13 protein-coding genes are annotated in these 11,947 nt (G+C 69.0%); 5 read left to right on the forward strand and 8 right to left on the reverse strand.

Features of this window, described 5'->3' with window-relative positions; genetic code table 11:
* Window positions 1-44 precede the first annotated feature (44 nt).
* From cckA to flgB, 7 genes are all read right to left on the reverse strand, one after another.
* Complete coding sequence (cckA, locus tag E4V01_RS15455) at window positions 45-2,756, reverse strand: cell cycle histidine kinase CckA (RefSeq protein WP_135298938.1); 2,712 nt, start codon at window positions 2,754-2,756, stop codon at window positions 45-47.
* Between the two features lie 158 nt (window positions 2,757-2,914).
* On the reverse strand, window positions 2,915-3,979 hold the full coding sequence (flhB, locus tag E4V01_RS15460; protein WP_135298939.1) for a flagellar biosynthesis protein FlhB: 1,065 nt from the start codon (window positions 3,977-3,979) through the stop codon (window positions 2,915-2,917).
* A 24-nt stretch (window positions 3,980-4,003) separates the two neighbouring features.
* Window positions 4,004-4,780 (reverse strand): flagellar biosynthetic protein FliR, encoded by a 777-nt coding sequence (fliR, locus tag E4V01_RS15465; protein WP_060770044.1) that lies wholly within the window; start codon window positions 4,778-4,780, stop codon window positions 4,004-4,006.
* A 45-nt stretch (window positions 4,781-4,825) separates the two neighbouring features.
* Window positions 4,826-5,092 carry a flagellar biosynthesis protein FliQ gene (gene fliQ / locus E4V01_RS15470; protein ID WP_003603418.1) on the reverse strand — a complete coding sequence of 89 codons (267 nt, stop codon included), beginning with the start codon at window positions 5,090-5,092 and terminating at the stop codon, window positions 4,826-4,828.
* Between the two features lie 81 nt (window positions 5,093-5,173).
* Window positions 5,174-5,497 carry a flagellar hook-basal body complex protein FliE gene (gene fliE, locus E4V01_RS15475; protein ID WP_003603419.1) on the reverse strand — a complete coding sequence of 108 codons (324 nt, stop codon included), beginning with the start codon at window positions 5,495-5,497 and terminating at the stop codon, window positions 5,174-5,176.
* 5 nt (window positions 5,498-5,502) lie between these two features.
* Window positions 5,503-5,913, reverse strand: coding sequence for a flagellar basal body rod protein FlgC (flgC, locus tag E4V01_RS15480; RefSeq protein WP_003603420.1), 411 nt, complete (start codon window positions 5,911-5,913; stop codon window positions 5,503-5,505).
* A gap of 35 nt (window positions 5,914-5,948) precedes the next feature.
* On the reverse strand, window positions 5,949-6,365 hold the full coding sequence (gene flgB, locus E4V01_RS15485; RefSeq protein WP_060770046.1) for a flagellar basal body rod protein FlgB: 417 nt from the start codon (window positions 6,363-6,365) through the stop codon (window positions 5,949-5,951).
* A gap of 331 nt (window positions 6,366-6,696) precedes the next feature.
* Between flgB and E4V01_RS15490 the strand changes: the two genes are divergently transcribed.
* Both E4V01_RS15490 and E4V01_RS15495 read left to right on the forward strand, forming a co-directional pair.
* Window positions 6,697-7,920: a hypothetical protein gene (locus E4V01_RS15490; protein WP_135298940.1), complete on the forward strand. Its 1,224-nt coding sequence runs from the start codon at window positions 6,697-6,699 to the stop codon at window positions 7,918-7,920.
* Window positions 7,921-8,027: 107 nt separating this feature from the next.
* Window positions 8,028-9,122 carry an NAD(P)/FAD-dependent oxidoreductase gene (locus tag E4V01_RS15495; RefSeq protein WP_135298941.1) on the forward strand — a complete coding sequence of 365 codons (1,095 nt, stop codon included), beginning with the start codon at window positions 8,028-8,030 and terminating at the stop codon, window positions 9,120-9,122.
* A 2-nt stretch (window positions 9,123-9,124) separates the two neighbouring features.
* Here E4V01_RS15495 and E4V01_RS15500 read toward each other — a convergent pair whose 3' ends face one another.
* Window positions 9,125-9,964 (reverse strand): transglutaminase family protein, encoded by an 840-nt coding sequence (locus tag E4V01_RS15500; protein WP_135298942.1) that lies wholly within the window; start codon window positions 9,962-9,964, stop codon window positions 9,125-9,127.
* Window positions 9,965-10,161: 197 nt separating this feature from the next.
* Here E4V01_RS15500 and E4V01_RS15505 point away from each other — a divergent pair, with 197 nt between their 5' ends.
* From E4V01_RS15505 to E4V01_RS15515, 3 genes are all read left to right on the forward strand, one after another.
* Window positions 10,162-10,968 carry a heme ABC transporter permease gene (locus E4V01_RS15505; RefSeq protein ID WP_135298943.1) on the forward strand — a complete coding sequence of 269 codons (807 nt, stop codon included), beginning with the start codon at window positions 10,162-10,164 and terminating at the stop codon, window positions 10,966-10,968.
* 116 nt (window positions 10,969-11,084) lie between these two features.
* A complete protein-coding gene (ccmD, locus tag E4V01_RS15510) occupies window positions 11,085-11,237 on the forward strand; it encodes a heme exporter protein CcmD (protein WP_060770051.1) in 153 nt (50 codons plus the stop codon).
* Window positions 11,234-11,854 carry a DsbE family thiol:disulfide interchange protein gene (locus tag E4V01_RS15515; RefSeq protein WP_135298944.1) on the forward strand — a complete coding sequence of 207 codons (621 nt, stop codon included), beginning with the start codon at window positions 11,234-11,236 and terminating at the stop codon, window positions 11,852-11,854. Before ccmD ends, E4V01_RS15515 begins: the two co-directional genes overlap by 4 nt.
* Window positions 11,855-11,947: the final 93 nt, after the last annotated feature.

Here is an 11,947-nt window from a genome sequence, read left to right on the forward strand (position 1 = left end):
CCCGAAGGGTTTGATCGGATGTCGTACGCTCCCCTCAGGTGCGTTCAACTCGCCATCGTCTGCTTCACCGTCTCGACGAGCTGCTTGAGGCTGAAGGGCTTGGGCAGGAAGTTGAAGGCCTCGCCCTCGGGAAGGTTCTTGCGGAAGGCGTCTTCCGCGTAGCCGGAGACGAAGATCACCTTGAGGTCGGGCATGTGCTTACGCAGCTCGCGCAGCAGGGTGGGCCCGTCCATCTCCGGCATCACGACGTCGGAGACCACCACGTCGATACCGTCGGCATGCTCCTCGATCAGACGCAGCGCCTCGATGCCGGAGGCTGCCTCCAGCACGGTGTAGCCGCGGGCGGACAACGCCCGCGAATTGACCGCGCGGACCGGATCCTCGTCCTCGACGAGCAGGACGGTGCCCTGGCCGGTATGGTCCGCCGCGGGCTTCGGCGGCGGCTCCGGGGGACGGGCAGCGGGAGAGCCGGACTCCGTGCTCGATTCGGCCAATCCCGCCTCGGCATCGTCACCGGTCCCGGAGTTCGGCTCGGAAGCGCTAACTTTCGTCGATCCGGAGGCCGATCGCGGCGGCGGCAGCGGCTCGGGCAGGGCCTCGATGCCGGGCTCGTGGCGCGGCAGGTAGATGCGGAAGGTGGTGCCTTCGCCCACCGTCGACTGCACGTCGATCGCCCCGCCGGACTGGTTGACGATGCCGAACACCGTCGAAAGCCCGAGCCCGGTGCCCTTGCCGATCTCCTTGGTCGTGAAGAACGGCTCGAAGATCTTCTGGCGCACCTCCGGCGGGATGCCCTCGCCGGTATCGGTCACCTCGATCATGACGTGATCGCCCGCCGGGATGCCGACCGGCCGCTCGCCATCGACCGGGCAGTTGGCGGTGCGGATCGTCAGGCTGCCGCCGCCCGGCATCGCGTCGCGGGCGTTGACCGCGAGGTTCACGATCACCTGCTCGAACTGGTTCACGTCGGCCTTGATCGGCCAGATCTCGCGGCCGTGGCGGAAATCGAGCTGCACCCGCTCGCCGAGCAGCCGCTTCAACAGGAGGGTCAGGTCGGAGAGTGCCTCGCCGACATCCATCACCTCCGGCCGCAGGGTTTGGCGGCGGGAGAAGGCCAGCAATTGGCGCACCAGGGATGCGGCCCGGTTCGCGTTCTGCTTGATCTGCATGATGTCTTGGAAGGCGTGGTCGGTCGGCCGGTGGCTCGCGAGCAGGAGGTCCGAGTAGCCGATGATCGCCTGGAGGACGTTGTTGAAGTCGTGGGCGATGCCGCCGGCGAGCTGGCCCACCGTGTCCATCTTCTGGGTCTGGGCGACCTGCTGTTCGAGCTGGCGCTGGGCCGTCGTGTCGAGGGCGTAGAGAATCACCCGTTCACGGTCGCCGTCGCTGCCGGCCCGGGCCTCGGCATCGGGGCTCGGCGTCCCGTCGGAATCCGCCGGGCTCATCCAGACGCGGGCCGAGCGATCACCCGGCCCGGACAGGCCGACCTCGATCGGATCGAGGCCGCCGAAGCCGTTGGCGGCGCGGGCGAGCGCGCCCTCGATGACGCCACGGTCGCGCTCCAGCACCGCGTCGCGCATCATCGGATCGGGCGCGTCGCGGCCACCCTCCGCCGAAGGCTGGCGCGGCATGCCGGCGAACAGGCGCACGAACGAGGTGTTGGCGCGGATCACCCGGCCGTCCCGGTCGAGGGTGGCGATGGCGATCGGGCTGTTGTTGAGGAAGCGGGCGAGCCGCACCTCGGCCGCGCGCTGCGGCTCGTCGGCATCCGATCCGGCGGAGCGGTTGAGCACGAAGGTGCGCGAGGGGCCGGGCGCCCCGTCCTGCCCGTAGGCGACGCGATGGTAGAGCCGCGTCGGCAGCGGCTGGCCGTTGCGGCGGCGCAGGTCGATATCGTAGCGGTCGGTGCGCACCTCGCCGGGCAGGCCCGGCGAGGCGGTGAGCATGTCGGCGCCGGGTGCGATTTCGAGGAGTTTCAGCCCGCCGGAGCCGACGGTGGCGAGGTCGTAGCCGAGCCAGGAGGCGAGCGTCGCGTTCATGTAGACGATCGAGCCGGCCGCATCGATCGATAGGAAACCCGCGGGTGCGTGGTCGAGATAGTCGATCGCGTGCTGGAGTTCCTGGAAGACGTTCTCCTGGCGCTCGCGCTCGTGGGTGATGTCGCTCACCGTCCAGAGCGCGGCAGAGCCGCGGTGGCGCTGGATCGGCCGAACCGCGATGCGGTACCACGCGAAGTCGCGGTCCGCCGCGCCGCCCGGCGGCGGCGACATCCGGATCTCTTCGGCATAGGCGCGATCGTCGCGGGATGCCTGCGCGAGCCGGTAGACCGCTTCCGAGACTTCCGGCGCGCCGACGAAGATGCGCTCGATGGAGCGGAGATTCGAAAAGCTGTCGCCGCCGGCAAGGCGCATATAGGCCTCGTTGGCGTAGATCATCCGTCCGTTATCCTCGACGACGAGCTTGCCCTCGGGGGCCGCGTCGACGATGGCGCGGGTGATGTCGTCGCGCGAAGCCGGGCCGGCGAGCTGAAGCGCGCCGATCGCCAGGGCGAACAGGAAGAACACGCCCGCCATCGCGAGCAGCGCCAGCAGGGCGAGGATGAGCGGCTGCGCCTGCTCGTTGGCGACGAAGGACAATCCCACCGCCGCGCCGACGAGCAGGCCCGCCAGCATCAGCAGCAGGCCGACCCGGCCGGGACGCTCCGAACGATCGATCGAACCGGACGCCGGCACCGCTGGTCCGCTGACCTCAGCCATCAGGCCCTACCCATCCCTCGCACACGGACGGCACATGGCTGCTTCGAGCCCTGTGGGTCGTCAAATGCCGCACCTTCTGCCCGAGCATTGCCGGACAATGGTGCATAAACCGTGGCGCCTGAACGACTTCGCCGTCCCATGCGGAAGCGGATCGAGCCTCAGGCGGCTCGGCGAAGGCGAAGCACGAAACCGATGACCTCCGCAACTGCGCGATAGTGCTCGGCGGGAATCTCGGCATCGACCTCGACGGTGGCGTGGAGGGCGCGGGCGAGCGGCGGGTTCTCCATCACCGGCACGTCGTGGTCGGCGGCGACGGCGCGGATGCGCAGCGCCAGCGAGTCGACGCCCTTGGCGACGCAGATCGGTGCCGCCATCCCGGCCTCGTAGCGCAGGGCCACGGCGAAGTGGGTCGGGTTCGTCACTACCACGGTGGCGGTGGGCACGGCGGCCATCATCCGCTTCTTCACGCGGGCCTGGCGGAGTTGCCGGATCCGGGCCTTCACCTCGGGGCTGCCCTCGCTTTCCTTGTGCTCCTGCTTCATCTCCTCCTTCGTCATGCGCAGGCGCTTGTGCCAGCGGTTCCGCTGGTAGAGCGCGTCTCCGAGCGCGATGACCGCGTAGACCGCGAGCATGCCGCCCATCATCTTGAGGGCGAGCGTCAGAGTGCCCTGGAGCGCCACACCCGGATCGAGCTGGGCGAAGGATTCCGCCCGGTCGTGCTCGCTCCACAGGATCGTCCCGGCGATGGTGCCTACGACGATGATCTTGGCGAGCCCTTTGCCGAAATTCACCCAGGCATCCATGCCGAGCAGGCGCTTGGCGCCGGCCATCGGCGAGATGCGCGCGAATTTCGGCATCAGGCTCTCGGCGGTGAAGATCGGCCGATGCTGGATCAGGCCGGCGGCGATGGCCGCGAGCATCGCGATTCCCAGCGGCACGGCGAGCGCCTTGGTGCAGACCCAAGCCACGCGCAGCGCCACGCCGAGATAGGTGCCCGCATCCGAAGGCAGGCCGCCGGCATGTTCGAGGAAGCCGCGCATGTCGCGGGTCAGCCCCTCGGCCACAGGGCGCGCCGAGAGCATCAGGGCGAGGGTGAAGGCCGCCAGGATGAAGAAGGTGTTGATCTCAGGGGAGTTGGGGACGTCGCCGCGCTCGATCGCCTGCTCGATGCGCCGTGGCGTCGGGTCTTCGGTCTTGTCCTCGTCGTCGGTCTCGTCGGACACCGGCTCAGGCTCCCCTGTTCCGGATCAGCGCCCGAGGAACGCGCCGAGATAGCGGCCGAGATCGTCGAGGAACAGCCCCATGATGAGGCCGAGGGCCCCGACCAGCAGCATCATGCCGATGATGACCGAGGCGGGGACCGCGAGGAAGAACACCTGCAATTGCGGCATCAGCCGGGAGAGCACGCCGAGCCCGAGATTGAACAGGATGCCGAACACGATGAACGGTCCGGAGATCCGCACCGCCAGGGCGAAGCCGCGGCTGAACGCGTCGAGCCCGAGCTTGGCCGCATCCGCCATCGCCGGCACGCCGCTCGGCGGCAGCAGGAGGTAGCTGCGCCCGATCGCTTCGAGGGCGACGTGGTGCAGATCGGTCGCCAGGATGAGCGTGACGCCGAGCATCGCCAGGAAGTTGCCGATCGCCGCCTGCTGTCCGCCCATCGTCGGATCGACGGTCATGGCGTAGGACAGGCCGAGCTGCTGCGAGATCACCACGCCCGCCGTCTGGAGCGCGGCGACGATCATGCGTACGCAGAGGCCCAGCATCAGTCCGATCAGGATCTCGCCGATCAGCAATCCGATCAGGGTTGGCGCGGCCAAGGCCGCATTGCCGGTCGGCAGCATCGGGCGCACGGTCGGAAACAGCACCAGCGTCACCAGCAAAGCGAGGGCGAGCCGCAGGCGGCTCGCGATGAGCTGCTCGCCCAATCCCGGCATCAGCATCATCAGCGTGCCGACCCGGGCGAACGTGATGAGGAAGGCCGCCGCGAGGCCGGGCAGCAGCAGGTCGAGCGGCGTGGTCATGCGCGCTCATCCTACACGCTTGGCCCGGCCGGCGCTGCCGCCCCATCATCCGCCCGCGGCGATCCGGGCGGCGATCCGGGCCATGTAGGCGGCCATGGCATCGCCGATGAAGGGCAGCATCAGGAGCATCACCCCGAACACCGCGACGATCTTCGGCACGTAGATGAGCGTCTGCTCCTGGATCTGCGTCAGCGCCTGGAACAGCGACACGATCAGGCCGACGACGAGGGCGACGATCATCATCGGCCCCGCCACCTTCAAGAACACGAAGATGCCGTCGCGGGCGATGTCGAGGATGGCGAGGCCGGTCATGGGGCTTTGGACTTTTCGTCTGCTCTGCGGGGCATCGCCGGCCTCCCCTCGTCCCGCCTGCGGGCCGAGGGGCCAGAAAAACTAGATCGGCATCCGCATGATCTCTTCGTAGGCGGAGATCACGCGGTCGCGCACGGCGACCAGGGTCTGGAGAGCGGTTTCGCTCTCGGCCACCGCCGTCACCACGTCCACCACGTTGGCCTTGCCGGTGGCCGCCGAGAGGGCGGCGCGGTCGGCCTGCGCACCGGATTGCGCGACGTTGTCGAGGCTCTGCTGCAGGAAGCCGGTGAAGCCGCCCGGCGCGGTCAGGCCCTGGGCCATGCCTTGGACGGGTTTGACGGCGCCGGGGCGGGCGAGGCTCTGGGCCGCGCCGTAGGCGCCGGCGGCGAAGGCGGACGTCGTCATCGGGGCTACGCCTTCAGGATCTCGAGGGTGCGGGAGATCATCCGCCGGGTGGCGGTCACCATGTTGAGGTTGGCCTCGTAGGAGCGCTGGGCCTCGCGCATGTCCATGTTCTCGATCAGCCCGTTGACGTTGGGCAGGCGCACCTCGCCGCGCGCGTCCGCAGCCGGGTTGCCGGGATCGTGCTTGGTGCGGAACGGCGTGGGGTCGCGCCGCACCCGACCGGCCTCGACGACGCTGGCATTCAGCTCGTTGTCGAAGCGGCTGGTGAAGGTCGGGATCTTGCGCCGGTAGGGATCGCCGCCCGCGGTCTGGGCGGTCGAATCGGCGTTGGCGATGTTCTCGGCGATGATGCGCATCCGGCCGGACTGCGCTTTCAGGCCGGAGGCGGCGATGCCGAGGCTCTTCAAGAAATCCATGACGGTCCCCCGTTCAGCGATGTCAGCGAGCGATGTCAGCGCTTGCCGACGGCGATTTTCAGGGCGTCGAGGCTCTTCTGGTAGAGCGAGGCGACGAGCTGGTAATCGGATTGGTTGTCGCCGGCCTTCATCATCTCCTCCTCCAGGTTCACCCCGTTGCCGGACGGGCGGACCTCGAAGCCCTTGAAGCGGCGCGGGTCGGCGTTCGGACCGGCGCTCGCCGTCATCCCGATATGCGTGGAATCGGTGCGGGCCAGCCCGTCTCCGCCGACCGAGGCGCCGACCGGCGTCGCGAGTTTCACCGAGGCCGCGGACGGCTCGGCGAGATCGCGGGGGCGAAAACCCGGCATGTCGGCGTTGGCGACGTTCTCGGCGAGCAGGGCCTGGCGGGCCTGATGCCAGTGCATCCGGGTGCGCAGCATGCCGAGCAGGGGCAGGTCGGTGAGCGACATGGTGCCTCGGGGTCGGCGCGGCCGGCGATGGATTTCGGAAAGCCACAGGTCCGAACTCGGCAGAATCTGCCGCTCACATGGTTAAGGAGCCGTTAACCGGGCAAAACCTGCCGGGTGTCCGCGAGGCCGCACGTCGCCGCGGATGTTGGAATGGCCGCTGCCGCCTGCACCGAGTTGTTAACGGAGTGTCAACATACGTTGCCGGGGCGTGAAGCGGCGGCGATAATCACCCGGTGTCATGCGTGGGGCCGAGATCGCGTCTCCGCCGGCTTCGGTCACCGCCGGACGTCGCGCGGCGGCGTCGGAGCCCCGACTTAGAAAGACGCGGGTCTTGCAAGCGTTCTTCAGTTCCGAGGGCTCCTACGCCTTGCAGTTCCTGGTGATCTTCCTCGTCATCCTGGTGCTGTTCCTGATCGCCGCGCTGCTGTTCATGCGGCTGTCCGGGCGGGGGCTCGCGCTGTCCGCGAACGCGAGCCAGCGCGGACGCCAGCCGCGGCTCGGCATCGTCGACATCTACGAACTCGACCGGCAGCGCCAACTCATCCTGCTGCGGCGGGACAACGTGGAGCACCTGCTGCTGGTCGGTGGCCCCAACGATGTGGTGATCGAGCGTCACATCCAGCGCGGTGCGGGCACCCGTTACGCGCCGGACGGGAGCGCCCGGCCCGGCGGCGAGGCGGGCATGAACGATCCGGCGCTGGAGCCGCGCACCGATCCCTTCCTCGACTCTCCGATGCCGCCGACCTTCGCCATGCCGGAGGTGGTGCCCTCGGCGGTGTCCGGCGCCCAACCCAGCATCGACCGGGCGCCGCCCCTCGATCCCGGCCTGTTCGAGCCCGAGGTCGTGCCGGCCGACGCTCCGGCGAGGCCGGTCTCGCCGGTCAGCCGACTGATGCGGCGCACGGCGCCGCCGGTGGTCTCCCCCCGCCCGGAGGTCGCGTCCGAGCGCCCCGCGCGGCCGGAATCCGCGTCGGCCGAGCCGGTGCAGGAACCTGTGCCGGAGCCACCGGTCATGGCGAGTCGTGGGCCGCGATCGGTCGATCCTGCCGTTCTCTCTGACATGGCCCGCCAGCTTCAGGTGGCGCTGAAGCGTCCCTCGTCCGCGGTCACGCCCCCGCCTGCGGGCCCTGCCGAGGTGACCCCTCCTTCACCGAAACCGGTTGAGCCGGCGCCCGCGCCGCCCGACCCGATCGCTGCGGCGATGGCGGCTGAATCGGCTCCGCCCGTTCCCGCCGCGCCGCCGCCACAGGGGGCACCGGTTCAGCCGGAGCCAGCTCCCGCCCCGGTGGTGGCACCGCCGCCCCGGCCCGAGCCGAAGCCTGCGGCCCCCGTCAAGCCCGTCGCACCCCCGCCGTTCGTGGCCTCGCCCAAGCCGGACGCGGTGAAGTCCGAACCTTTCAAGGCCGAGCCGCCAAAACCGGCGTCCCCCAAACCCGAGCCGTCCAAGCCGGAGACGCCGGAGCCCGCCGCTCAAACGCAGAATCCATTTTCGGTGGAGGAGATCGAGGCCGAGTTCGCCCGCCTCCTCGGACGCCCGCTCGACAGCAAGAACTGAGACGAGCAAGCTCGTCCGCCTCTTGGCCGTAAGGCCTGTTTTTCCGGGAGCCGCCGAATCCTCGTCGCGGTGCGGCCACCCGAACGTTCGCGAGGCAGGCCGTAGGCATGGAGGCACTCGTCGTCGGGGCGGGGGTGGTGGGGCTTGCGATCGCGCGTGCCCTCGCGCGGCGCGGCGCCTCGGTGATCGTGGCCGAGGCAGCCGAGGCGATCGGCACCGGCGTGTCCGCCCGCAGTTCGGAGGTGATCCACGGCGGGATGTATTATCCCCCCGGTTCGCTGCGCGCCCGCCACTGCGTCGAGGGGCGCCGCCGCCTCGTCGATTTCTGCGAGAGCCACGGCGTGCCCTACCGGCTGTGCGGCAAGCTGATCGTGGCGACGGAGGCGGCGGAGCGTCCGGCACTCGAAGCGATCCTGTGCCGCGGGGCCGAGAACGGGGTCGAGGGCCTGACCTGGCTCGAACGCGCCGAGGCTGTGGCTCTGGAACCCGCCTTGTCCTGCGTCGCTGCGCTCCATTCCCCCGCGACCGGCATCGTCGACAGCCACGCCCTGATGTTGGCGCTCCTCGGCGATGTCGAAGATGCCGGTGGCGTGCTGGCGTTGAACACTCCCATCGAAGCGGCCGGGCGCCGGGATGGGCGCTGGGAGGTCCGCTTCGGCGGCGAGGCGCCGGACGTGTTGCAGGTCGATTGTTTGATCAATGCCGCAGGCCTCGGCGCACAGTCCCTCGCCCGCCGGATCGAGGGGGGGGCGGCGGACGGCGTCCCCCGGCAGGTTCTGGCCAAAGGCAGTTATTTCGGATGCAGCGGGCGGCCGGCCTTCACGCGGCTGATCTACCCAGCCCCGGTCGAGGGAGGCCTCGGCATCCACCTGACCCTGGACCTCGCCGGACGCATGCGGTTCGGCCCCGATGTCGAGTGGGTGGACGCCCCCGACTACGCGGTCGATCCGGGGCGCGCCGAATGCTTCGAGGCGGCGATCCGGCGCTACTGGCCCGGCTTGCCGGATGGGCGCCTGATGCCGGATTATGCGGGAATCCGGCCGAAACTCAGCGGTCCCGGCGAGCCGGCGGCGGATTTTCGCATCGACGGCCCGGGCGAACACGGATGGCCCGGCTTGGTGCAACTCTTCGGGATCGAGAGTCCCGGACTTACCGCGTCGCTCTCACTGGCCGAGGCGGTGGCCGATCACGTGATGGCGTGAGGTTACGCGGCCCGCATCAGGTCGGCTTTCGTCCCGTCCGCCACCGCATCGGTGTGAACCGCGAACGTCACCAGCCGCGCCGCACCGAAGCTCGTGGAAATCGCGCAATCCGTTGCGTCGCGGCCTCTGGCCATGACGATGCGGCCGATCCGCGGCGTGTTGTGGCGGGCGTCGAAAGTGTACCAGTGCCCGCCGAGATAGACCTCGAACCACGCCGAAAAGTCCATCGGATCGGGCACGGGCGGCACGCCGATATCGCCGAGATAGCCCGTGCAGTAGCGTGCCGGAATGTTCATGCAGCGGCAGAACGCGATGGCGAGATGCGCGAAATCGCGGCAGACGCCGACCTGCTGATTGTAGCCGTCGAAGGCCGAGCGGGTGGCATCCGCCTGCATGTAATCGAAGCGGATGCGCTCGTGCACGTAATCGACGATGGCCTGAACCCGCGCCCAACCCTCCGGCGTCTGGCCGAAGAGCGGCCACGCAATCCCGGCCAGCTTATCGGTGTCGCAGTAGCGGCTCGCCATCAGATAGAGCATCACCTCGTCGGGTAGGGCTTCCACCGGAATCTGCGCGGCCTCCGGCGCGACCGTGTCGGGCAGACCCGAATCGGCGACCAGCAGATCCGCCGAGATCGAGAGGCGGCCGGGCGGCGCGACGATGCGCGTGCAGACGTTGCCGAAGGAGTCGAGCGTCTGCCGCTGCGAAATCGGCGGATCGAAGACGATCGCTTCCGGGCTGCGCAGATCACCCTGGCGGGAGGGGTGGAGGCTGAGGAGCAACGACATCGGCGTCGCAGCATCAGTCTCGAAGGTGATGTCGTAACCAGCCTTGATCAGCATGCGACAGCTCGTGACTTCGATTTTCAATCCCGGAAAATAGAGATTGAACGGAATTAAACGTCAATTCTTAGGATTGTAATGCGTTCCGGTATCGCGCTGCACAAATGTTTCGCAGGCTGCCAGCACAAAGAGCAGGCGCCGGACGGGACGTTCGCGCGCATTGCTGCTGCAGCGCACTCGGCGGTATGGAGGCTTCCATGTGGACCGCTCTCTGGAACCGCCTCGCCCATCCCGGCCACTTCCTGCGCTGGTCGGGTGCGGCCTTGCCCTGGCTTGCCGCGGTGTCGGCCCTGCTCGCCGCCGCCGGGCTGTACCTGACTTTCTTCGTCGTGCCGCCCGACTACCAGCAGGGCGACACCGTACGGATCATGTACATCCACGTCCCTTCCGCGATTCTCGGCATGGGATTCTATGGGGCGATGACGCTCTCGGCGATCGGCACGATGGTCTGGCGCCACCCGCTCGCCGACGTGTCGCAACGCGCCGCCGCGCCGATCGGTGCGGCCTTCACCTTGATCTGCCTCGTCACCGGCTCGCTCTGGGGCAAGCCGATGTGGGGGACCTACTGGGTCTGGGACGCGCGGCTCACCTCGATGCTGGTGCTGTTCCTGATCTATTGCGGCATCATCGCCCTGTGGCGGACCATCGAGGATCCGAGCCGGGCGGCGCGCGCGGTCTCGATCCTGACGCTGGTCGGCGCGGTGAACCTGCCGATCATCAAATTCTCGGTGAACTGGTGGTCGACGCTGCACCAGCCGGCGTCGATCCTGCGCATGGGCGGCTCGTCCATCGATTCCTCGATGCTCTACCCGCTGCTCGAAATGGTGCTGGCGATGACCCTGCTGGGCGTCACGCTGCATCTTCAGGCGATGCGCACCGAGATCTACCGCCGCCGGGTGCGCACGCTGCTGATCCGGCAGGCGGAGCGTCTCGATGCCGGCGTGCAGGACGCCGCACCGATGACCCGCGCCGCGACGACCCTTCCCGTGGGCCAAGCGATCTAGGTGTCTCCCACAAAACTCCCGCTGCGCTGTCATCGCCGGAACGAGAACGGTCAGAGACCGGGAGTTTTGTGAGGCACTTCAAGACGATCGATGGGACGATCACTCTGAGACCCGCCATGGAATTCGGACCTTACGCCCCCTTCATCATCGGCTCCTACGGCTTCGCAGCCCTGGTGCTCGGTGCCTTGGCCCTCAACGGCTGGTGGGACGGGCGGGCGCAGCGCCGCGCGCTCGCCGAGTTGCAGGACGAGCGGGGAGGTCGCTCGTGAGCGCGCAGGCTCCGCAAGCGACCCCGCCCGGCACGGGGGAGCGCCCCCGCCGCTCGCTCCTCGCGCTGCTGCCGGTGCTCGTCTTCGCCGTCCTGGCCGTCACCTTCCTGGTCCGGCTGCGCTCCGGCGCCGATCCTGCGGCGCTGCCCTCGGCGCTGATCGGGAAGCCGGTCCCCGCTTTCGCACTGGAGCCGGTGCCGGGCCTCCAGGCCGCCGGCCGGCCGGTGCCCGGTTTGTCGAGTGCGGACCTCAGGGGGCAGGTGACCGTCCTCAACATCTTCGCCTCGTGGTGCGCCCCCTGCCAGATCGAGCATCCGATGCTGATGCGGCTCGCGCAGGAGCCCGGCATCCGCCTCGTCGGCATCGACTACAAGGATCCCGGCGACGCCGGACGGCGGTGGTTGGAGCGCAACGGGGTGCCGTTCGCCGCGGTCGGCGCCGACACGAGCGGCCGGGCGGGAATCGACCTCGGCGTTTACGGCGTACCGGAAACCTTCATCATCGGTCCCGACGGCCGAATCCGCGACAAGCTCGTCGGAATCCTGACGCCGGAAAACTACGCGAGCGTGCTGGAGCGTATCCGCGCCGCCGGACGGACCATCCCCGTGACCAACTGACCGGGATCAGGCGGCACGCTTGGAAACCGGGGATCGGAGGCGTATGCAGCCCGTGTCCGCTTGAAACCGTTCCAAGGTGGTGAGGCGGGGCAG

The organism is Methylorubrum sp. Q1 (assembly GCF_004683995.1).
In the GTDB taxonomy this organism is placed as follows: domain Bacteria; phylum Pseudomonadota; class Alphaproteobacteria; order Rhizobiales; family Beijerinckiaceae; genus Methylobacterium.

Excerpts from the sequence above, each read along its gene's own strand:
- flgC (WP_003603420.1), bottom strand. The coding sequence starts at position 5,913 with ATGGATTTCTTGAAGAGCCTCGGCATCGCCGCCTCCGGCCTGAAAGCG.
- E4V01_RS15500 (WP_135298942.1), bottom strand. The coding sequence starts at position 9,964 with ATGCTGATCAAGGCTGGTTACGACATCACCTTCGAGACTGATGCTGCG.
- ccmD (WP_060770051.1), top strand. The coding sequence starts at position 11,085 with ATGGAATTCGGACCTTACGCCCCCTTCATCATCGGCTCCTACGGCTTC.
- fliQ (WP_003603418.1), bottom strand. The coding sequence starts at position 5,092 with ATGACCGGCCTCGCCATCCTCGACATCGCCCGCGACGGCATCTTCGTG.
- flgB (WP_060770046.1), bottom strand. The coding sequence starts at position 6,365 with ATGTCGCTCACCGACCTGCCCCTGCTCGGCATGCTGCGCACCCGGATG.
- fliR (WP_060770044.1), bottom strand. The coding sequence starts at position 4,780 with ATGACCACGCCGCTCGACCTGCTGCTGCCCGGCCTCGCGGCGGCCTTC.
- E4V01_RS15505 (WP_135298943.1), top strand. The coding sequence starts at position 10,162 with ATGTGGACCGCTCTCTGGAACCGCCTCGCCCATCCCGGCCACTTCCTG.
- E4V01_RS15495 (WP_135298941.1), top strand. The coding sequence starts at position 8,028 with ATGGAGGCACTCGTCGTCGGGGCGGGGGTGGTGGGGCTTGCGATCGCG.
- fliE (WP_003603419.1), bottom strand. The coding sequence starts at position 5,497 with ATGACGACGTCCGCCTTCGCCGCCGGCGCCTACGGCGCGGCCCAGAGC.
- cckA (WP_135298938.1), bottom strand. The coding sequence starts at position 2,756 with ATGGCTGAGGTCAGCGGACCAGCGGTGCCGGCGTCCGGTTCGATCGAT.